Origin of the sequence: [Clostridium] symbiosum ATCC 14940 (genome assembly GCF_000466485.1) — a bacterium.
In the GTDB taxonomy this organism is placed as follows: domain Bacteria; phylum Bacillota; class Clostridia; order Lachnospirales; family Lachnospiraceae; genus Otoolea; species Otoolea symbiosa.
On record NZ_KE992887.1, the window covers coordinates 332 to 22151 of the forward strand.

Below are 21820 nucleotides of genomic sequence, written 5' to 3' on the forward strand. Positions count from 1 at the left end.
TTCCGGACGCGTCCTCCCAACCTCCGTTAAATCTATTATACACTCAAACCTATTGACATTCAAGTTACTTGAAGCTTTATAATAGCAACAACAGAAATGTCGATTTTTGTAATTTTAGGAGGAATGAAGTATGAATGAAGTAACAGAGAAGAAGAAATGGTTTGAACGGGTGAAGATGCCCCACACGTATGTTATACTGATAACGATACTTGTAATTATGACGGTTCTCACCCACATTATTCCGGCCGGTCAGTATCAGAGAGTGGAAGACCCGGTCAGCGGAAAGATGATCGTAGTTCCGGGAAGTTTTGAATTTGTGGATATCAAGGCGCCGGGATTTTTTGACATTTTCCTTTCACTGCAGCGCGGATATGTGGATGCCGCCAATATCATGTTCCTGATTATCTTTGCATACGGCTTTGTCTATATGCTGGTGAAGAACGGAACAATGGATGCGGCTCTGGGAACGCTGGTGCGTCTGGTGGGCAAAAAGGTTCAGCTCATGATTCCGATTACGATGATTGTGCTTGGAGCTTTAAGCTCGACCCTTGGAATTTTTGAAGAGGTTTACGGTCTTTTTCCGGTTTTCGTAGGAATTTCGGTGGCGCTGGGATATGATATTGTGGTCGGAGGTGCGATTGTCTGCCTGGGTGTGATTATCGGATACGCATCAGGTACATTTAACCCCTATACGATTGGTATCGCCCAGGATGTGGCCGGTGTGGAGATGTTCTCGGGACTGGGCCTGCGCGTTGTAATTCTGGTTGTATTTGAATTGGCGGCAATTCTCTATATCATGAATTATGCCCGTAAAGTAAAAGCCGATCCGACAAAGTCGATTATGTACGGTGTGGAGAGTGAATTCGTCCAGAGAAAGAGCCTGGATGAGCTGACCGGAGCTAAAATGAATACTAGACAGAAAATCTGTCTTCTTATTTTCTTCGCAACACTTGGCAGTCTGCTCTACGGTACAACACAGTTAGGATGGTATATCGATGAGATTGCGGCCATGTTCCTGATGATGATGATTTTTGCAGGAATAGCGAGCGGTTACTCTGCAACCGATATCTGCAAAACATTTATAGAATCCACAAAGGCCATGGTTTCCTCCATGCTGATTGTGGGATTCACAAGAGGAATCCTGATTGTCATGAAGGACGGAATGATTTCCGATACAATCGTTTATTATCTGGTATCATTACTTTCCGGAGCCAGCAAGTATGTGTCTGCATACGGCATGCTGTTCCTTCAGAATATTATCAAATTCTTTATTACGGGTTCTTCCAGCCAGGCGACCATCACAATGCCGATTATGGCTCCGACAGCCGAGCTGATTGGACTGAGCAAGCAGATTGCGGTTCTGGCTTACCAGTTTGGCAACGGCTTTGCAGATATGTTCTGGCCGACCTCCTGCGCCCTTTACTGCGGTCTTATGGGCGTACCGCTCAACAAATGGTACAAATTCATTACGCCGTTCTTCGGAATCGTGCTTGTGCTTGAGGTCATCTTTATGACGATCGCAGTAGCCATCGGATACTGCTAAAAATTAAGTGATAAACGATAACCTGCACGCTCTGCGCACAGGTCACCGTCATCAATAAATGTAACCGTTCTTTTCAGCGGGGCTGTGGACAGTAATTTAACGGTTACAAATAAATCAGAGAATGAGGTAGACTATGATTATTAAAAATGGACAGGTCCTGCTTTTTGAGGAAGGCGGATTCGTTAAAAGAGATATTTTGGTAAAGGATGGAAAAATTATTAAGGTGGCGGAAGGGATTTCCCCGGAGGAAGCCGGAGAAGAGATAGTTGATGCGAAAGGAAAGTTTATCACTCCCGGGCTGATTGACGCCCACAGCCATATCTGTATCAGTGAGGAGGGGATGGGCGCCATTGCCGACGACTGTAATGATTACAGCGACGCGGTGATGCCGTATCTTGAGACAATTGACGGCATCAATCCCTTTGATCTGGCCGTGGATACGGCAGTTAAGGCCGGTGTGACGTCAGCCTGTGTCTGCCCGGGAAGCGACAGCGTGGTGGGCGGCATCTGCAGTGTCGTTAAACTCAAGGGAAAAGTTGCGGAGGAGATGGTGCTGGAAAGAAAGGCGGCCGTTAAATGCAGCTTTGGCGAGAATCCCAAGAGGGCCGGATACAGCTTTAAGACCAGGATGGGCAACGCGTATCTGCTGAGAAAATGTATTGAGGACGCCATTGATTATAAACACAGAAAAGAAGAGGCGGCTAAAGACGGAAGCTATTTCAGGACGGATATCGGGATGGAAAACATGCTCCCGCTGTTGGAGAAAAAGATTCCGCTCCATGCGCATGTACACAGGGCCGACGATGTCTGCACCGCGATCAGGATTGCAAAGGAGTATGATTTGAAGCTGGTCATTGTCCACTGTACGGACGGAATCTCCATCGTGGATTTTCTCTCCAAACATGACTATCCGGTGATCCTGGGGCCGACGATGTATCCGCGGTCCAAGCTTGAGAGCATGGGACGCTGCTTTGAGACGGCGGGCGTGTTAAATAAAGCGGGAATCAAGATTTGCATCACTGCGGATCATGACGTAACACCGATTTACTATCTTTCCGTATACGCTGCACAGTCGGTGCGCGCAGGACTTGATGAGATAGAAGGACTGAAAGCGGTTACGAAAAATCCGGCGGAGGTTCTGGGGATTGATGACCGGAAAGGCGAGCTTATGGCCGGCCGCGACGCCGATATCGTTATCTGGTCAAAGCATCCCTTTGATTACGATACAAAAGTGGAAAAAGTTTTCCTGGAAGGACAGGATATGACAATTTAGAATACTGGAGTTTATGACCGGAACCCGGGGAATTTTCCCCGGGGATTTCTGGCGTATATGGGGAAGTTACTGCTTTCAGCTACTTTCCTGCGAGGTGTTTTCGTACGCAGCCGCACGAAAACAAGGGGGAGGCAAAATGGGAAAATTAAAAGACAAAATACAGAACATCAAGATGCCGCACACCTATGTGATTCTTACGATGATTCTTTTGACGGTGGTGGCGCTCACTTATATTATACCTGCGGGGGAGTACGACAGGATCCTTGATCCGGTAAGCAATAAAATGATTGTAATACCCGAATCATTTCATTTTACGCAAGGGGTCAGGCCGGGCTTCTTTGATATTTTCCTGGCGCTCCAGAGGGGGTATGTCAGCGCGGCGAATATCCTGTTCCTGATTATATTTGCCTATGGATATGTCTACGTGCTGATTGACAACGGTACGCTGAGCAGCCTGATCAACTGTCTGATTAAAGCCATGGGCAGCCGCACATATCTGATTATCCCGGTCAGTATGCTGGCCTTCGGGATTCTCGGCTCGACCATGGGGATTTACGAAGAGGTGTACGGAATGGTACCCGTCTTTGTCGGGATAGCGGCAGCTCTGGGATATGATGTGGTGGTTGGGGGCGCAATCGTATTTGTGGGAATTGCGACCGGATTTGCAGCCGCCACGACGAATCCCTTTTCCATCGGAATCGCACAGAGCATTGCCGGAGTGCCGATGTTCTCAGGCATTGGCTACCGCGTCGTTATTTTTGCAGTTTTTCAGACGGTGTCCATCCTCTATGTTATGTGGTATGCGAGAAGGGTAAAGGCCCATCCGGAAAAATCGGTGCTTTTTGGGGAAAAGCTGGATACGCTTCCCGTGCATGAGGCGGAGGAGGGGGCAATGACTGTCCGGCAGAAAATCTGCCTGAGCCTTTTTGTCTTTACCATCGGTTTTCTGCTCTACGGCACGATGAAGCTGGGGTGGTACATCGATGAAATCGCAGCCATGTTCCTGATGATGATGATCATCACCGGAGTTGTTGGCGGCTACGGGGCCACGAAGATTTGCAAAACCTTTATCAAATCCACTCAGAGTATGGTATCCTCAATGCTTGTCGTGGGTTTCACCAGAGGGATTCTCCTGACCATGCAGGATGCGATGATTTCAGATACGATTGTATACTATCTTTCACAGCTTCTGAACGGTCACAGCCAGTATTTCTCGGCAGCCGGGATGCTGGCAATCCAGAATGTAATTAACTTCTTCATCACAGGCTCCTCCAGCCAGGCGACCATTACGATGCCGATTATGACTCCGGTCGCCGATATTGTGGGAGTGAGCCGCCAGACAGCCGTGCTGGCCTATCATTTCGGCGACGGCTTCTCCAACATGTTCTGGCCGACTGCCTGCGCGCTGGAGTGCGGGCTGATGGGAGTGCCGATCAATAAATGGTATAAGTTTATGACGCCTTTATTCTGCATCATGATGGTTCTGCAGGTCGTGTTTATCCTGATTTCCGTGGTGGTCTATGTGTAGGCGGACAGTCGCTGTATAAGCCGTTCCGCTTTGAGCGCCAATGAGACGCGATCAATAAATGTATAAGGTTCTAACAAAAGCCCGAGAAGCGTCCGGGCTTTTGTTAGAACGAGAAATCTTAGAGGCACTTCCTGTCCGGGCCGCGCTCCAAGCAAAACAGGCGCAGATAGAGCCGTATCAGCAGGCAGCAGGCCAGCACAAACGAGATTTCCATGGCTGTATTGATAATTCCTGAGAGAATAAAGGAAGAAATGCAGAAAACAGCCGTGGAGATTAAGAGAAGCAGGCAGGGCCGCCCTTTTCCGGGGGCGGTCCAGTACAGTTTAAATGCCAGAAAAAGAAGGCAGAAAAACAGGACTACGGTGGAAACCAGAGCGCTGAACACGTGCAGCGCGGATAAAAGAGGAAAACGGGCAGGCAGGTACGGCGTGGCCACAAAGGCAAACATCATACCGGCGGAGAGGTAAAGCAGCACAAGCTCTTTTCTTATATCGAACTGCTTTTTTGCCTGGAAAAGAATAAAACGGAGTGAAAAAAAGAAATATGTTCCGGTTATAATACTCCACAGAAGAAATTCGCCCTGTCTGGATAAGGACGTACGGATTGAAGAAAAATTTGTGGAAAAATAACCGGTTCCGCGGGCCAGCATAAAGGTAGAAAGCGGGATAATAATATACGAAAAAAAAACTGAAACCATGATGTCACCTCCAAAGCCAGAGCGTGTCTTAAAATTCATTCGGGCCAAATCTGCCATAAAGTGTGACGCACTGCCGACAGAAAGCAATTTTCAGACACGCTCTGGACTTATTATCTCCGTGTTGCTTCCTGTATATGTATCTGTTACTGTTCTCACCTCGGCAGAAAGCGGCGCGGTGAGAACAGTAACACGCTTTGCGATGCACAGAAACGGCAAAGGCTAAAGTTGTCAGAACAAACAGAATGTGATACAATAAGTTAATTTTCACACCCTTGCCAAAAAGCGGCAATGCTGTGAAAATTAATCATGATAAAAGGAGAAGTGTGATATGGAACTGCCGTTGCCGTTCAGGGAACGAATGAAACAGATGCTGGGAGATGAATATGGGGAATTTCTTGAAAGCTATGACAGGGAGCGTTCCCAGGGACTGCGCCTGAATCTTCTGAAGACAGGCAGGGAGGAATTTCTGGCTAAGACATCTTTTATGCTGGAACCAATTCCCTGGGCGGAATCGGGATTTTATTATCAGCCCCAGGACAGGCCGGGCCGTCATCCATACCATGAGGCGGGCGTATATTATATCCAGGAGCCGAGCGCGATGGCAGTAGTTAGCTTTTTGGATCCGCAGCCGGGAGAGAAGGTGCTGGATCTCTGCGCCGCTCCGGGAGGAAAGACGACCCAGATTGCTTCCAGGCTGCAGGGAAAAGGATTCCTCTTAAGCAACGAGATTCATCCGGCCAGAGCCAGAATCCTGTCCCAGAATGTGGAGCGGATGGGAGTCCGCAATGCGGTGGTGACGAATGAAGACTCCGGCCGTCTGGCGGAGTATTTTCCGGAATTTTTTGATCGGATTGCAGTGGATGCTCCCTGTTCAGGGGAAGGGATGTTCCGTAAGGATGAGGAGGCCGTGAGGGAGTGGAGCACAGAGAATGTAGAGCATTGCGCGCTGCGCCAGCAGGAGATTCTCGCCAATGCGGCGAGGATGCTGAAAGCAGGCGGCAGGCTGGTCTATTCGACCTGCACCTTTGCGCCGCAGGAGAATGAGATGGCCGTGGAGACATTTATTGCAGGACATCCTGAATTTACCATAGAAGAGACGCCTGTCTATGAGGGACTGTCGTCGGGAGTCAGGGAGTGGGGGAACGGTTCTGCTGCGGGGATAGAGAATACGGTCAGAATCTGGCCGCACCGGACCAGGGGAGAAGGCCATTTTATAGCCGTCCTCAGAAAAGACGGCGCGGACAGGGAGCATAAGAGAAACTATCCTGCCTATTTCCGGGACAGAAAAGCCCTTAAGGATTATTATGATTTCTGCAATCAATACCTCACGGAGCCGAATGAGTGGACTGAGCAGGAGACGTTCATTCTTTTCGGAGAACAGCTCTACCGGATACCGGGGGAGATGCCGGGCATTGACAGGCTCAGGATTGTCAGGCCGGGCCTTCACCTGGGCAGCTTTAAGAAAAACAGGTTCGAGCCATCCCACGCACTGGCGCTGGCTTTGAGAAAGGGTGATGCGGCCGGATACCGCGATTATCCGGCCGTATCCCGGGAAGCGGACGCATATCTGAGAGGGGAAACAATAACGGATACAGCCGGAGGGGACGGCCGGAAGGGCTGGACTCTGATGACGGTGGACGGATACTCCTGCGGCTGGGCAAAGCTGGCAGGAGGCGTCCTTAAGAACCATTATCCTAAGGGCCTTAGAAAATAGAAATCCTCCGGGAGCGGGGCGGTAAAGTCCATCGCTTCTCCCGTCAGAGGATGTGTAAAGGTAAGGCGGCAGGAGTGGAGCGACTGCCGCTTTATAAAACGGTAATCAGGATTATAGAGGAAATCACCCAGAAGAGGGTGGCCTATATATTTCATATGCACACGAATTTGATGTGTCCTGCCAGTGTCAAGTGTGATAAGGAGCAGGGAGCAGTCTTTATCGCGGTCGTAGCCGAGCCGGCGGTAGCGGGTGCATGCATACTCACCCCTCTCCGGATCCACGCAGCGTTCGATGGTGGAGCCTTCCGCTCTGGCGATTGGCCGGCAGATACAGCCCTCCTCTTCTGTCAGGCCTGAGACAATGGCCCTGTACTCCCGGCGGATTGTTTTTTCAGAAACCATGGAGGAAAGGATCGCGCCGCTCAGCATATTTTTGGCAATCAGCAGCAGCCCGGTGGTATCCCGGTCCAGCCGGTTGACGGCGCGGAACACAAAGGCCTCGCCCTTCTCTTTAAAATACCATGCCAGTCCGTTGGCCAGCGTGTTGTCGAAATTGCCCTGGGAGGGATGGACGGGCATCCCGGCCGCTTTATTTATTACCATCAAATCTTCGTCCTCATAGAGAACGGAAAGCTCCATGGGTACGGGAATAATACGCTCAGATGAGGTTTCTTCGGACAGGCGGACGGACAGAATATTCCCTTCTTTTAATACTCTGGTGGTATAGGCCAGCTCGCCTGCAACGGTAATTCCCAGATTTGTCTGTCTCAGGTGAACCAGAATCTTTCTTGAATATCCGCGTTCTCTCAAATATGACTCGATTGTTTTGCCGCAGTCGTTCTCTTTTATTTCATAATCAATTCGCTTTTCCATGAAAGTAATTGTAACAAAAATGCACGCATATGACAAGGAAGTGGGCCTTTAAAGTCATTGCAAATTATTTCTATTTTTGCTACAATCAAAAATAAGAAAATGAGTACATTGACAGTCTCTGTATATGTGACTTAGAAAGGCAGATAATAAATGAATATTTATGATGTTTTTGATATACTGGATGGCGACGCCGAAACAGTTTTAGCCAGATTTGCAGGTAATGAGGGCCTTTGGAAACGTTTTGCGGGGAAGTTCTCTGATGATGAGACATTTCAGCGGCTTAATACAAGCATTGATTCGCAGGATTATAAAGGAATTGAAATGTACGCCCATACCTTGAAGGGAGTTGCAGCTAACCTGGGCTTTGAACAGCTCAGCAGAGATGCGGCGTCGATAGTCTCTGCAGCCAGGGAACAGGAATTTGAAAAAGTTCCGGCGCTCTTTAACGTATTGGCAAAAGAGTATAACAAAGTACTGGAGTGCGTCGGCAGGCTGGACTAAAAGATAATTTTAATTCTAACAGTAAACGGGGGAAAGCAGGATGGAGGATCTGCGTAAAGTCATCTTGATCGTCGATGATATAGAGTTGAACAGGGCTATTTTAAAAGAACTATTCTTTCATAGCTACTGTGTGGCGGAAGCGGAGAACGGTTTGCAGGCTTTGGAGGCAATTAAAAAATATGGTGATCGGATTGCTATCATACTGCTTGATATTGTGATGCCGGAGTTGGACGGCTTTGGCGTGCTGAGGGAATTAAAACGGCACCATAATAATGAAAAATATCCGGTATTTTTAATCACTGCGGAGGATTCCGATGAGATTATTAATAAAGGCTATGATATGGGCGTGGATGATGTGATTAACAAACCGTTCAACCCAAGTATAATCAGACGGCGTGTGAAGAATACGATAGAGCTTTACGAGCGGCGTCTCCGTATGGAGAGCATTATCGAAGGCCAGACGAGGAAGATTAAAGAGCAGTCCGAGAAGCTGCGGGAGACCAGCCTTGCAATGGTTGATACCCTGAGTACGGTCATAGAGTTCAGGGACTGTGAATCGGGTGAGCATGTTAAAAGAATCAGGACGGCCACTAAGATACTGATGCAGGCTCTCGGAGAGGCGGATCCGACGTACCGTTTCCCGGCGGCCACAATTGAGGAGATTTCAGTGGCATCGGCCATGCATGATGTGGGTAAGATTGCCATTCCCGATTATATTTTGAATAAGCCGGGGAAGCTGACGGCGGAAGAGTTTGAGATCATGAAACTGCATACGGTAAGAGGATGCGAGATTCTGGAGAACGTCGAAATCTTGAAGAATTCGGATTCATTCGTATATTACCATGATATCTGCCGGTGGCATCATGAGAAGTGGGACGGCCATGGATATCCGGATGGCCTGAAGGGAGACGAGATCCCGATATGGGCCCAGGTGGTTGCTTTGGCTGACTGCTATGATGCGCTTGTCAGTGAACGTATCTACAAACCGGCATACAGCCATGAAAAAGCTCTCGAAATGATACAGGCAGGAGAGTGCGGACAGTTCAATCCGGCTCTTTTGAGGGCATTTGCCAAAGTGGCGGATATTTTAAAACTGCAGGAAGGCGATCGGATCCAATCAGGCAGTTTGAAATAAGAGGAATTTACCAGGAGCGGGGCGTCTATTGCACCCGCTCCTTTTTTGAAGGCGGTGACCTGTGCGCAGGGCGTGCTGGTTATCGTTGGGGTCGGTGACCTGTGCCCGGAGATTCGCAATAGACAGCTCCTGTCCGGCGCAGGAGGTACTATGGCTGATAAAGAAATATGTATGCGCTAACAACAGAGAAAAAACTGGTGACATTCCGGTATTTCCTTACCGGTATAACGGGGATATTCATTTTTTCATGTGCATTGAGATTTTAAATGTGGTAGAATAAAAGAAAAAGTAAGATGACAAGGAGGCCGGGCCGTGAAAATGCCAAAAGAGAATATCGACACTATAATGTTCGCCCCCTGCGGCATGAACTGCATGGTCTGCTATAAACATTGCTATCATAAAAAGCCATGCGCCGGCTGCTTAAACAGCGATATAGGCAAGCCGGAACATTGCCGTAAATGCGCGATAAAAGATTGTGTCAGGGATAAAGGGCTGTCTTATTGTTTTGAATGCAGCGGCTATCCCTGCAAAAAGATAAAAAACCTTGAAAAAAGTTACAATAAAAGGTATCAGGCCAGCCTTATGGAAAACAGCGGGTTTGTTCGTCAATACGGTTTGGAACGGTTCATGGAACAGCAGAAAGAAAAATATACCTGTACCAAATGCGGGGGTATCATTTCTATCCATGACAGGGAGTGCAGCGAGTGCCAGGAAAAAATGAAATAAGCAGGTTAGGACGCTGATTGAGCGGAATTAAGGCCGGAAGAATATCACCGGTTTTAATTCCGTTTGGTCTGGCGTAATTTCAGTATAATGTTTATATTGAAGAATTGCTGCCCATATTATTATTTTTCGCCATTAGGCATTGGCAGCGACGAGGTCTCCGGACGCATCCTTCATTCTCATTCAAATCTCCAAAATTCCTATTGACTTGCCAAAAAAAACCTAGTATCATTACTAATAAGTAATGATACTTTAATTAAAACTACTTATAAGTATGGCTAATAAATTTATTATGAAACAGTAATGAATTAATCCGCCTGACGGCCGGATAAGCGAAAGTGGAATTATCAGATGATAACAGCAGAAAAGGAGAATGAACTATGGCTAAAGTAGGAATTGTAATGGGAAGTGACTCTGATATGCCTGTAATGGCTCAGGCGGCGGATTTCCTGGAGAAAATGGGGATTGAATTTGAGATGACGGTTATCTCTGCCCACAGGGAACCGGATGTGTTTTTTGAATATGCCAAATCCGCAGAGGAGAAGGGTTACAAGGTCATGATCGCAGGGGCCGGCAAAGCAGCCCACCTTCCGGGTATGTGCGCAGCACTGTTCCCAATGCCTGTTATCGGTGTTCCGATGAAGACGTCAGATCTGGGCGGGGTGGATTCACTTTATTCCATCGTTCAGATGCCGTCCGGTATCCCGGTTGCCACGGTTGCCATCAATGGCGGAAAGAATGCAGGAATTCTGGCTGCCAAGATTCTGGCTGCTTCCGATCCGGAGCTTCTTCAGAAGCTGAAGGATTATTCGGAAGAGATGAAGAATGAAGTGGTATCCAAAGCTGAGAAATTAGATGAGATTGGCTATAAAGAGTATGTAGCCCGTATGAAGAAATAATCAGAGGATGATACAGAACGCTGCGCCCCGTTACTGCGCTGCGCTTTATAACAGTGAATTCTAAAAATACTGGAGGAAAATGATGGATTACAAGAACGCCGGAGTTGATATTGAAGCTGGATACAAATCAGTTGAGCTGATGAAGGAACATGTGAAGGGAACTATGAGACCGGAAGTAATGGGAGGCCTTGGAGGATTTTCAGGAGCTTTTTCCGCAGCAGCTTTTAAGGAGATGGACGAGCCTGTGCTGCTCAGCGGTACCGACGGAGTGGGAACTAAGTTAAAGCTTGCTTTCCTGATGGATAAACATAATACGGTCGGCATTGACTGTGTTGCCATGTGCGTCAACGATGTTGCATGTGCCGGCGGCGAACCCCTGTTTTTCCTGGATTATATTGCCTGCGGCAAGAATGTGCCGGAGAAGATTGCCGAGATCGTAAGCGGCGTAGCAGAGGGCTGCAAACAGTCCGGAGCGGCTTTAGTGGGAGGAGAGACGGCCGAGATGCCTGGTTTCTATCCGGAAGACGAATATGATCTGGCCGGTTTTGCAGTGGGAGCGGTAGATAAGAAGGAGCTGATAACCGGTGAGAAACTGGCGGCAGGCGATGTCCTGATTGGTATGGCCTCCTCCGGAGTACACAGTAACGGTTTCTCTCTGGTGCGTAAGGTATTCGAACAGGAGCTTACAGCGGAAGGCCTGAATACATATTATGAAGAGCTGGGAACCACGCTCGGTGAAGCGCTGATTGCCCCGACAAAAATTTACGTGAAAGCCCTCAAATCCGTCAAGGATGCCGGGATTACGATAAAGGCATGCAGCCATATCACAGGCGGCGGCTTCTACGAGAACATTCCGCGTATGTTAAAAGAAGGCACGCGCGCCGTGGTAAAGAAAGACAGCTATGCGGTTCCGGCCATTTTCCGACTGCTGGCTGATAAGGGCAATATCGAAGAAGAGATGATGTACAACACTTATAATATGGGACTCGGCATGATTCTGGCCGTTGATCCGGCAGATGTGGATAAGGCGATGGAAGCAATCAGGTCGGCTGAAGAGATTCCGTATGTTGTCGGCTCCATCGAAGCGGGAGATAAGGGAGTGACTTTATGCTGAGAGTAGGTGTGCTGGTTTCCGGCGGGGGAACCAACCTGCAGGCAATCCTGGATGCCATTGACGGAGGCGGTATTAAGGGCGCCGAGGTGACGGCTGTAATCAGCAATAATGCGAATGCCTATGCCATCCAGAGGGCTAAGGATCATAACATCCCGGCATTTGTAGTGACACCCGGAGCGTACGGCAGCAGAGAAGAGTTTAACAAAGCGCTTCTCGATACGGTGAATGCCTGCAAGGTGGATCTGGTCGTGCTGGCCGGTTTCCTTGTAAAGATACCGGAAGAGATGATTGCAGCATATAAAAACAGGATAATCAATATCCATCCGTCCCTGATTCCGTCGTTTTGCGGAGTCGGTTTTTATGGACTGAAGGTTCATGAGGCGGCTTTAGAGCGGGGAGTAAAAGTGACGGGGGCAACGGTTCATTATGTAGACGAAGGAACGGATACAGGCCCAATCCTGCTTCAGAAGGCAGTTGAGGTGAAACCAGGCGACACGCCGGAGATTCTCCAGCGCCGCGTCATGGAGGAGGCGGAGTGGGTAATTCTTCCGCAGGCAATCAATATGATAGCAGAAGTTCGATAATAGCAGCCGTTCAGACAGGTCTGCATACTTGCTGTGCTGACCGTGTGAAAAAGCGGTGGCAGCAATCATTCGGCTCAACGCGCAGCGATTTAGTTAGGCCGGATGCAGTAACAGTTCATGCTGTCTGAAATGTTGCTGATAACATAAGGAGACATGAGATAATGAAAATTTTAATCGTTGGAAGCGGCGGACGCGAGCATGCGATTGCCTGGAAGGTGTCCCAGAGTGAAAAAACGGACAAGATATACTGTGCGCCCGGCAATGCGGGAATTGCCGAGTATGCGGAGTGCGTGGATATCGGGGCCATGGAATTTGATAAGCTGGCGGCTTTTGCAAAGGAGCATGCCATTGATCTGACTATTATCGGCATGGATGATCCGCTGGTAGGCGGTATTGTCGATGTGTTTGAGGCAGAAGGCCTGAGAGTATTCGGCCCGAGGAAAAATGCGGCGATTTTGGAAGGCTCCAAAGCATTTTCCAAAGACTTGATGAAGAAATATAATATTCCGACTGCCGGATATGAGAATTTTGACGATCCGGAAAAAGCGCTTTTATATTTAAAGACGGCTGAGATGCCTATCGTATTGAAGGCCGACGGCCTGGCTCTGGGAAAGGGCGTATTAATCTGCAATACACATGAAGAGGCGGAAGCCGGCGTGAAAGAAATTATGATGGATAAGAAGTTTGGTTCCGCTGGGAACCAGATGGTCATTGAGGAGTTTATGACCGGTCGCGAGGTTTCCGTACTCTCCTTTGTAGACGGAAACACGATTAAAATCATGACCTCCGCTCAGGATCACAAGCGTGCAGGGGACGGAGATCAGGGGCTCAATACGGGCGGTATGGGAACATTTTCCCCAAGTCCCTTCTATACGCAGGAGGTAGATGAATTCTGCCGCAAATATGTATATCAGGCTACGGTCGATGCAATGAAGGCAGAGGGGAGAACCTTTAAGGGAATCATATTCTTCGGTCTGATGCTGACGGAAAAAGGCCCCAGAGTTCTGGAATATAATGCCCGGTTCGGGGATCCTGAGACGCAGGTGGTTCTGCCGCGTATGAAGAATGATATTGTCGATGTTTTTGAAGCCTGTGTGGACGGAACGCTGGATCAGATTGAACTGGAATTTGAGGACAATGCGGCTGTCTGTGTCGTCCTGGCTTCCGACGGCTATCCGGTTAAATACGAGAAAGGCTTCAAGATAAAGGGCCTTGAAAACTTCAAGGAAAAAGACGGTTACTATGTTTTCCATGCAGGTTCTAAATTTGACGCTGACGGCAATATCGTGACTAATGGCGGCCGCGTGCTGGGAGTCACGGCAACCGGGAAGGATTTGAAGGCAGCCAGAGCCAATGCTTATCAGGCCACGGAGTGGATTGAATTTGATAATAAGTATATGAGGCATGATATCGGCAAGGCGATTGATGAAGCGTAAATTGATGAAATAGATATTTTTATGGACAGCTGTGTTCTGACGAGCATAGCTGTCTTTTTTGAATATACAGGATTTTGAGGTGGAGGAGTTACCACCGGAGGATGAGAAAGATACGAGCAAGAGCTTTACATTAGATGTTCAGGATAACGGTGGAACATTGTTTATAGACGAACTGAATGCCAGACTGCATCCATTGCTTGTTTTAAGGATGAAGATGGCAATAAAGTGCGCAGGGAGGGAGCAGGTAAAGGATTTTGACAACTTGTCTCTTCCTCCTCCTTTGGATAGCCGTAAAGACAGAGCAATGACTCCTGACTGCATGATAAAAACCGACTGGACAAAATTCCGATGTAGCAGTTATAATGAAGCAAGATATTGGTTTGTATTTAGAAAGAGCACCTTATGTGCATGAGATATTAAAAAATGAAATGGAACAGTAATATTTGATACAAAAGGAGTATTAGATTTGGCGGTGATTATACAGTATCCTCAGTATTGGGGGACCAAAAGCCGGGAGCAGAGATTCTCCAGGCTTTTTGGCGTTTCCTGTCCGGCAGGGTAGTTTGCTGCGTATTATTTAAGGGAGGGAAAAATGAAAAGAGAGTATCTGGAAAAAAATGTCTATGAGGCATGTATGGAGCGTCTCCATTTTATCTTCGAAGAATTTGACAATATTTTAGTGTCGTTTTCCGGAGGTAAGGACAGCGGCCTGCTTTTAAATCTGGTTCTTGACTACAAAAAGAAATATTATCCGGATAAGACGATCGGCGTATTTCATCAGGATTTCGAGGCCCAATATACCGTAACCACCGAATATATTGAGCGGACACTGGAGCGAATAAAAGACGAGGCGGAGATTTACTGGGTTTGCCTGCCAATGGCCACCAGAACTGCCCTGAGCAGCTATGAAATGTACTGGTATCCATGGGACGATACAAAACAGGAGCTATGGGTCCGCGAAATGCCCGACAAAGAATATGTAATCAATTTATCAAACAATCCTATCACTACATACAGGTACCGCATGCATCAGGAGGATCTGGCAAAACAGTTCGGCCGCTGGTACCGGCAGATACACGGTGACAAGAAGACGGTCAGCCTTCTTGGAATACGGGCAGACGAATCCCTGCAAAGGTACAGCGGATTTTTAAATAAAAAATACGGCTATAAAGGCGAGTGCTGGATTAGCAACCAGTTCAAAAATGTCTGGTGCGCTTCGCCGCTTTACGACTGGAGCGCAAAGGATGTATGGCATGCCAATTATCTGTTTTCCTATGATTACAACCGGCTTTATGATCTTTACCATAAAGCCGGGCTTAAGGTATCACAGATGCGGGTCGCTTCGCCTTTTAACGACTACTCGAAGGACGCGATCAACCTGTACCGGGTGATCGACCCTGAGATTTGGTGTAAACTGATCGGCCGTGTGCAGGGCGCTAATTTTGCTTCAATCTACGGAAGAACAAAGGCAATGGGGTACCGTACTATTACACTTCCGCCCGGGCATACATGGAAATCTTATACCCATTTTCTGCTGGACACGCTGCCGAAGAGGCTTCGCAATAACTATGTTAAAAAATTCAACACCTCGATCCAGTTCTGGCATGAGACGGGAGGCGGGCTGGACGAAAAAACGATCCAGGAGCTGGTGGAGAACGGATATAAGATAAGGCGCAATGGCGTTTCCAACTATACCGTAAATAAAAAATCTCGCATTGTCTTTCTCGGACCGATACCTGATAATACGGACAATATCAAGACGACAAAGGATATACCAAGCTGGAAAAGAATGTGTTACTGTATCCTGAAAAATGATCACATCTGCCGTTTTATGGGTTTTGGTATGACCCGCCAGCAGCAGAAACGTTTAGACCTGATTAAGAAAAAATACGAAAGCATAGAGGATTTTAATTATGAGTTATCGAAGCCCGGTTTATGATGTAATTGCAGTACCTATTGAAAAAGTAAAGCCGAATACGTATAATCCTAATAAAGTAGCGCCTCCCGAAATGCGTCTTTTGTATGAAAGCATTAAAGAAGATGGTTATACGATGCCTGTAGTCTGCTATTATGTAAAAGCGCAGGATATTTATCTTATTATCGACGGCTTCCACCGCTATCAGGTGATGCTGAACCATCCGGACATATATGAGAGGGAGCAGGGGCTGCTGCCTGTATCGGTCATTAATAAACCGCTAGATAAGCGGATGGCCAGCACAATCCGCCATAACAGGGCCAGGGGAACCCACAATGTGGATTTGATGAGCAACATTGTAAAAGAATTACATGAATTGGGACGTTCGGATGCATGGATTTCCAAACATCTGGGCATGGACAGAGATGAGATTCTGCGTCTTAAGCAGATTACAGGGCTGGCGACATTATTCCGGGATGTGAAATTCGGCCAGGCCTGGCGGCCGGTTGATGACGAAGATGAATATATAAGATAAATTGCCAGCCCGAGTTTCTGCCGCAGTCTTTATCGAAGGTGAGTTCAATCACAGGAAAGGAGCAGCGTATGAGGCGCAGAAGAAGATCAAGAGCCGTTTTGCTGATACCGGCCGTATTGCTGTGCAGCGTGGCTATTGCAGCCGCAGGTGCATTTTGGTTCTATTCACAGAGGCGGATAAAGGAGGAGAAGAAGACTCCGGAGGAACTGCTGACGGAATATATGCAGTATATGGCGGACGGCGATTATGGGGCGATGTACGGGATGTTGGATAACCAAAGCCGCCTGAATATCAGCCTGGAAGATTTTGAAAAGAGAAACAAGAACATATACGAGGGGATCGAGGCGTCCGGCGTCAGGATAGAAATAAAGGGCACTGAGCTGAAAGAAGACGGTACCGGTACGGTAGAATACCAAACCACAATGGACAGTCTGGCCGGAGAAATAAGCTTTTTTAACCAGGCGGTTTTTCGGGAAGAAGTGCCCGGTGAAGAAGGAACGAAAGGAAAGCCTGAATATAAACTGGCCTGGAGCGACAGGTTAATCTTTCCTCAGTTAGGACCGGATGACAAGGTGAGGGTGAGCACCGACAAGGCGACGCGCGGCCGTATCCTGGACCGAAACGGCAATCTGCTGGCAGGAGAGGGGACTGCATCCCTGGTCGGTCTTGTACCGGGCAGGATGAGCCGTGAACCGGGGAATGAGTCCGGGTATTCCGGGGAAGATTTACAAAGACTTTCACAGCTTCTCGGTATATCAGTTGAGAATATTACAAAAAAACTGTCTGCCGGTTGGGTGAAGGATGATTCCCTGGTTCGGATAAAGACTGTAAAGTGCGTGGATGAACTAAAGCTTCAGACTGCATCCGGCGATGAGGAGAATCTCCGGAATAAGGCGCTGCAGGATGAACTCCTGACGATTCCGGGCGTCATGATCACGGATACGCCTGTCAGAAGCTATCCTCTCGGAGAGAAGGCCGCCCATTTGGTTGGATATGTCCAGAATGTAACGGCCGAGGATCTGGAAGAGCATCAGGGAGAGGGCTACCTGACGGACAGCGTAATCGGGAGAACCGGCATGGAAAGCCTGTTTGAAAAGGAGTTAAAGGGAAGGAACGGCACGCGTATATCCATTTTATCTGCGGAGGGGCGGGAAAAGCTGGTTCTGGCGTCAGTCACAAGAATCGACGGTCAGGATATCAGGCTGACAATCGACAGCCGTCTTCAGGAAATGATTTACGACACGTATCAGGACCGCAAGAGCTGCACGGTGGCCATGAATCCGTTTACAGGAGAAGTTTTGGCTCTGGTCAATACCCCCAGCTATGACAACAATGACTTTATCTACGGCATGTCGGAGGAAAAATGGGCGGCGCTGAATGAGGACGAACGGAAACCAATGCTGAACCGTTTCCGGCAGCGCTTTGCTCCAGGTTCTTCCTTTAAACCGATAACCGGGGTTATTGGCCTGAACACCGGCGCTCTCAGCCCGGATGAGAATTTTGGAGAGACACAGGCGGGACTGCGCTGGCAGAAGGATGCCGGCTGGGGCGGTTATTATGTGACGACACTCCACGGATACAGTCCGGTAAACCTGGAGAATGCTTATATTTATTCCGATAATATCTATTTCGCCAAGGCGGCGCTGAAGATTGGCTCCGAGGATTTTATGGCCGGACTTGACCGTCTGGGGTTCAACCAGAAGATACCATTTGAGATAGCGGTGGCCGAAGCCCAGTATTCCAATACGGAGAAAATTGAGTCGGAAATCCAGCTTGCCGACAGCGGATACGGTCAGGGAGAGATACTGATAAATCCCGTTCATCTGGCGGCTTTATACACGATGTTCCCCAACCACGGTACCGTTTTAAAACCATACCTTCTTTACAGGGCAGAGCCGTCCCCTGAAGCCTGGATTGAACAGGCCTGCACAGCCGAAACGGCTCAAACCATCGAAAATGCACTGCTCAAAGTTATCAGTTCACCGCACGGAACCGGACATAAAGCCATGAGGCAGGATATTACACTGGCCGGCAAGACCGGCACTGCTGAAATCAAAGCATCAAAGGAGGATACTGGCGGAACGGAACTTGGCTGGTTTGCCGTATATACGGCAGATAAAAACATAAATACACCGCTCCTGCTGGTAAGTATGGTGGAAGATGTAAAAAATGAAGGCGGCAGCGGGCTGGTGGTTGGCAAAGCGAAAGCCGTCCTGGACAGTTATATTCCGTAATTTTATATGCTGGTTCAAATCCGGCCCGGCGCAGTGGGCAGAAGTGACAGAGAGGAAGATAATACTAAACTTGAACGAATGGAAATAAAAGTATATAATGGTCAATAAATATTGGCCGTAGGGGGTATTCCATGGAGAAACATTCATTTGAGGAGCACAGGCAGAGCCTTGCCGGGAAATTTGAGAAAAGAAGGACACTTTATACAATATATTTCAGCCCGACGGGCGGAACAAAGAAGGTGGCGGATATTGTAAGCCGCGCCCTGAGCAATGAAAGAGAAAGCGGCGGCTGGGAGATGAAAGAGATTGATTTGTCACCGGCCGGGACGGATTATTCACAGTATCATTTCACCAGGGAAGATATCTGCATTGTGGCGGCGCCGTCTTTTGGCGGCCGTGTCCCGGGGCTGGTCCTGGAACGGCTGAAAGAGATGGAGGGCGGTCATGCGAAAACGATTCTGGCCGCTGTTTACGGCAACCGTGCATTTGAGGATACGCTGCTGGAGCTGGAGGATACTCTTGTTTTAGCCGGCTTTGACTGTAAAGCGGCAGTCGCGGCTGTTGCAGAGCATTCCATCATGCACCAGTTCAGTCAGGGCAGGCCGGACGCAGAGGATGAAAAAGAGCTTGCCGGTTTTGCCGCCCGGATAAGAGAGCGTCTGGAGAAGGAATCCGGAGGGCAGGAAGAGGCGGCAGGCGTTTTGCAGGGGGAACAGACGGGCAGAATCCCGGGACTCCCCGGAAACAGGCCGTACAGAGAGTATGGCGGCGTGCCATTTAAGCCGGAAGCGGACAATGCCTGTACCGGCTGCGGTCTGTGTGCGAAAGAATGTCCGGCCGGGGCGATACCGGCAGAGAAACCGTCATCGGTTGACAAGGAGAAATGTATCTCCTGCATGCGTTGCGTTTCAGTCTGCCCGCGCCATGCCAGAGATTTAAACAGGCTGGTGCTGTTTGCCGCTTCGCAGAAGATGAAAAAAGCATGTTCCGGCAGAAAAAAGAACGAACTTTTTATATAAGTTCAGAAATATAAGATTCAGAAATATAAAGTCAGAAGGAGAAGGATACCATGCTGAAAGCAGTCTTTATTGACTACACCGGTACTATGATTGAGGAGGGCGGCCCTGATGCCATGCAGATGCTGAGGCGCTGCTACAAAAACAGCGATATCGACAGTATGGAATCTATGCTGGCTTACTGGTGGAAACTGATTAAATACTTTGAAGCCGCAAGCAGCGGCGATTCATTCCTGACTCAGGATGAGATCGTGGACAGGACGCTGGAAGTATGTGAAAAAGAGATTCACCTGAAGGAGAATTTTGAAGAAATCCATGAGCTTTGCAGGCGGTTCTGGATGTATGCACCGGCTTTTCCTGATACGGCGGAATTTTTTGAGAAATGCAGTCTGCCGATTTACATCATAACGAACAATGGCCTGCCCTATGTGCAGGAATCTATGCGGGATAAGGGGCTTAATCCGGCGGGAATCATCTGCGGCGAGATGGTGCGTGCATATAAGCCGCACAGGGAACTGTTCGAGCTGGCTCTCCAGGTGAGCGGCTGTGCGAGGGACGAGGTGGTTCACATCGGGGATTCTCCGGAGTCGGATGTAAAAGGCGCCTTATCCGCCGGGATTCTTCCGGTGCTTCTGGACAGGAAGGGAATAAAACACTGTCAAGGCGTTACAACGGTGAGGACGCTTACGGAGGCACTTTTACTGATAGAACGGCAGGAATTAAAGCCTGCTTTCGATTTATCGAGACTTACAACGGGAAAACAACTCGTATGGATTAATCCGGAAGCCGGAAGGACGGAGACGGAGGAAGAGCAAGCGCAGGCGGTCAAGCTGACCATGGCGGATGTGGATGACGCAGAGGCCAGGCTGCAGCGTTTTGCCCCATTTATCAAGCGCTGTTTCCCTGAAACGGACGCAGCGGATGGAATGATTGAATCGGCGCTCGTTCCGGTACCGAAGATGCAGGGACGCATCAATGAAAAATATGGGGCCAAGCTTTCCGGCAGGCTGTATCTGAAGCTGGACAGCCATCTGCCAATCGCCGGTTCAATCAAGGCCAGAGGCGGAATTTATGAAGTGTTAAAGCATACCGAGGATCTTGCCCTCGAGCATGGTCTTATCACCTTGGAAGACAGCTATGAGGTACTGGCTGATGATCAAAACAGGAAATTTTTCAGCCGCTACACGATCCAGGTTGGCTCAACCGGAAATCTGGGGCTGAGTATCGGCATTATGAGCGCAGCCGTGGGTTATCAGGTCATCGTCCACATGTCGGCCGACGCCAGGGAATGGAAGAAGGAGCTGCTGCGCAGCCACGGCGTGACGGTAATCGAATATGAGTCTGATTACAGCGGCGCGGTCAAAAGCGGCAGGAAACTGTCGGAGCAGGATCCGTACAGCTATTTTGTGGACGACGAAAATTCCGAAAATCTGTTTCTCGGATACGCAGTGGCGGCAAAACGGCTGAAAACCCAGCTGGCGGCGCAGGAAATCATTGTGGACGGGGAGCATCCTTTGTTTGTCTATATTCCCTGCGGCGTCGGAGGGGCGCCCGGCGGTGTGGCTTTTGGCCTGAAACGGGTGTTCGGGGACAGCGTACACTGCTTTTTTGTGGAGCCGGTTGAGGCGCCCTGCATGCTGGCAGGAATGGCGTCGGGCCTGCATAATGATATATCCGTACGGGACATCGGCCTGAGCGGAATTACTCATGCGGACGGGCTGGCTGTGGGAAGGCCTTCAGGCTTTGTCGGAAAAATGATGGAGCCGCTGCTTGGCGGAATCTTCACCGTGTCTGATGCAAATCTCTATGAATATCTCAGAGATCTGCTGGATACGGAGGAAGTATTTCTGGAACCAAGCGCCTGCGCGGCTTTTGCCGGGCCAGTTATGCTGAACCGTTATAAGGAGACGAAAGAATATCTCCGCCTGCACTGCCTGGAAGATAAGATGGCCCGGGCAGTCCATATCGCCTGGGCGACAGGGGGCAACCTGGTCCCGGAGCCTGTCAGGCAGGAGTACAGAAATACATTTTTGTGAGGTTATATCGCCGGCGGCCGGAACGGACTACGTCCGGTGTCGCGAAAACCTCCGCCTGAGTCTTC

General features: G+C 48.9%; 20 protein-coding genes and 1 pseudogene. 19 read left to right on the top strand and 2 right to left on the bottom strand.

Annotated features, from left to right (window positions below; all coding sequences use genetic code 11):
* Positions 1-130: 130 nt before the first annotated feature.
* The 3 genes from CLOSYM_RS08995 (at position 131) to CLOSYM_RS09005 (ending at position 4344) form a co-directional block, all read left to right on the top strand.
* Positions 131-1543 carry a YfcC family protein gene (locus CLOSYM_RS08995; protein ID WP_003504529.1) on the top strand — a complete coding sequence of 471 codons (1413 nt, stop codon included), beginning with the start codon at positions 131-133 and terminating at the stop codon, positions 1541-1543.
* A 133-nt stretch (positions 1544-1676) separates the two neighbouring features.
* Positions 1677-2816: an amidohydrolase family protein gene (locus CLOSYM_RS09000; RefSeq protein ID WP_003504527.1), complete on the top strand. Its 1140-nt coding sequence runs from the start codon at positions 1677-1679 to the stop codon at positions 2814-2816.
* Between the two features lie 136 nt (positions 2817-2952).
* Positions 2953-4344 (top strand): YfcC family protein, encoded by a 1392-nt coding sequence (locus tag CLOSYM_RS09005; protein ID WP_044902290.1) that lies wholly within the window; start codon positions 2953-2955, stop codon positions 4342-4344.
* 118 nt (positions 4345-4462) lie between these two features.
* On the opposite strand, the gene CLOSYM_RS09010 is transcribed toward CLOSYM_RS09005, so the two are convergent.
* Positions 4463-5041: a hypothetical protein gene (locus CLOSYM_RS09010; RefSeq protein ID WP_044902291.1), complete on the bottom strand. Its 579-nt coding sequence runs from the start codon at positions 5039-5041 to the stop codon at positions 4463-4465.
* 1 nt (position 5042) lies between these two features.
* Here CLOSYM_RS09010 and CLOSYM_RS24245 point away from each other — a divergent pair, with 1 nt between their 5' ends.
* Positions 5043-5264, top strand: coding sequence for a DUF6783 domain-containing protein (locus CLOSYM_RS24245; protein ID WP_368384152.1), 222 nt, complete (start codon positions 5043-5045; stop codon positions 5262-5264).
* Between the two features lie 105 nt (positions 5265-5369).
* Positions 5370-6755 (top strand): RsmF rRNA methyltransferase first C-terminal domain-containing protein, encoded by a 1386-nt coding sequence (locus CLOSYM_RS09015; protein ID WP_003504522.1) that lies wholly within the window; start codon positions 5370-5372, stop codon positions 6753-6755.
* Here the strand turns inward: CLOSYM_RS09015 and CLOSYM_RS09020 are convergent.
* Entirely contained in the window at positions 6731-7627 is an 897-nt protein-coding gene (locus tag CLOSYM_RS09020) for an RluA family pseudouridine synthase (RefSeq protein ID WP_003504520.1), read from the bottom strand. The genes CLOSYM_RS09015 and CLOSYM_RS09020 overlap by 25 nt on opposite strands.
* A gap of 150 nt (positions 7628-7777) precedes the next feature.
* Here CLOSYM_RS09020 and CLOSYM_RS09025 point away from each other — a divergent pair, with 150 nt between their 5' ends.
* From CLOSYM_RS09025 to dsdA, 14 genes and pseudogenes are all read left to right on the top strand, one after another.
* On the top strand, positions 7778-8128 hold the full coding sequence (locus CLOSYM_RS09025; protein WP_003504519.1) for an Hpt domain-containing protein: 351 nt from the start codon (positions 7778-7780) through the stop codon (positions 8126-8128).
* A gap of 40 nt (positions 8129-8168) precedes the next feature.
* Positions 8169-9263, top strand: a complete 1095-nt coding sequence (locus CLOSYM_RS09030) for an HD-GYP domain-containing protein (protein ID WP_021641875.1) — start codon at positions 8169-8171, stop codon at positions 9261-9263.
* Between the two features lie 312 nt (positions 9264-9575).
* Positions 9576-9989: a DUF3795 domain-containing protein gene (locus tag CLOSYM_RS09040; protein WP_003507530.1), complete on the top strand. Its 414-nt coding sequence runs from the start codon at positions 9576-9578 to the stop codon at positions 9987-9989.
* 377 nt (positions 9990-10366) lie between these two features.
* Positions 10367-10885 carry a 5-(carboxyamino)imidazole ribonucleotide mutase gene (gene purE, locus CLOSYM_RS09045; RefSeq protein WP_003505064.1) on the top strand — a complete coding sequence of 173 codons (519 nt, stop codon included), beginning with the start codon at positions 10367-10369 and terminating at the stop codon, positions 10883-10885.
* Positions 10886-10964: 79 nt separating this feature from the next.
* A complete protein-coding gene (gene purM, locus CLOSYM_RS09050; RefSeq protein WP_021641877.1) occupies positions 10965-11999 on the top strand; it encodes a phosphoribosylformylglycinamidine cyclo-ligase in 1035 nt (344 codons plus the stop codon).
* Positions 11993-12583, top strand: a complete 591-nt coding sequence (purN, locus tag CLOSYM_RS09055; protein ID WP_003505068.1) for a phosphoribosylglycinamide formyltransferase — start codon at positions 11993-11995, stop codon at positions 12581-12583. The genes purM and purN overlap by 7 nt, the downstream gene beginning before the upstream one ends.
* A 161-nt stretch (positions 12584-12744) precedes the next feature.
* A complete protein-coding gene (gene purD / locus CLOSYM_RS09060; protein WP_003507526.1) occupies positions 12745-14019 on the top strand; it encodes a phosphoribosylamine--glycine ligase in 1275 nt (424 codons plus the stop codon).
* A 58-nt stretch (positions 14020-14077) separates the two neighbouring features.
* Positions 14078-14431, top strand: a complete 354-nt coding sequence (locus CLOSYM_RS23420; RefSeq protein WP_021641878.1) for a hypothetical protein — start codon at positions 14078-14080, stop codon at positions 14429-14431.
* A 180-nt stretch (positions 14432-14611) separates the two neighbouring features.
* On the top strand, positions 14612-15958 hold the full coding sequence (locus CLOSYM_RS09070) for a phosphoadenosine phosphosulfate reductase (protein ID WP_003505072.1): 1347 nt from the start codon (positions 14612-14614) through the stop codon (positions 15956-15958).
* Positions 15933-16469 carry an IbrB-like domain-containing protein gene (locus CLOSYM_RS09075; RefSeq protein WP_003505074.1) on the top strand — a complete coding sequence of 179 codons (537 nt, stop codon included), beginning with the start codon at positions 15933-15935 and terminating at the stop codon, positions 16467-16469. The genes CLOSYM_RS09070 and CLOSYM_RS09075 overlap by 26 nt, the downstream gene beginning before the upstream one ends.
* Positions 16470-16537: 68 nt before the next feature.
* Complete coding sequence (locus tag CLOSYM_RS09080; RefSeq protein WP_044902293.1) at positions 16538-18703, top strand: penicillin-binding transpeptidase domain-containing protein; 2166 nt, start codon at positions 16538-16540, stop codon at positions 18701-18703.
* Positions 18704-18834: 131 nt separating this feature from the next.
* Complete coding sequence (locus CLOSYM_RS09085; protein WP_021641880.1) at positions 18835-19722, top strand: EFR1 family ferrodoxin; 888 nt, start codon at positions 18835-18837, stop codon at positions 19720-19722.
* A gap of 50 nt (positions 19723-19772) precedes the next feature.
* Positions 19773-20342: pseudogene (locus tag CLOSYM_RS24030) on the top strand (HAD family hydrolase); the annotation flags it as partial.
* Between the two features lie 78 nt (positions 20343-20420).
* A complete protein-coding gene (gene dsdA, locus CLOSYM_RS09090; protein WP_242828659.1) occupies positions 20421-21755 on the top strand; it encodes a D-serine ammonia-lyase in 1335 nt (444 codons plus the stop codon).
* The last annotated feature ends 65 nt before the right edge of the window (positions 21756-21820 follow it).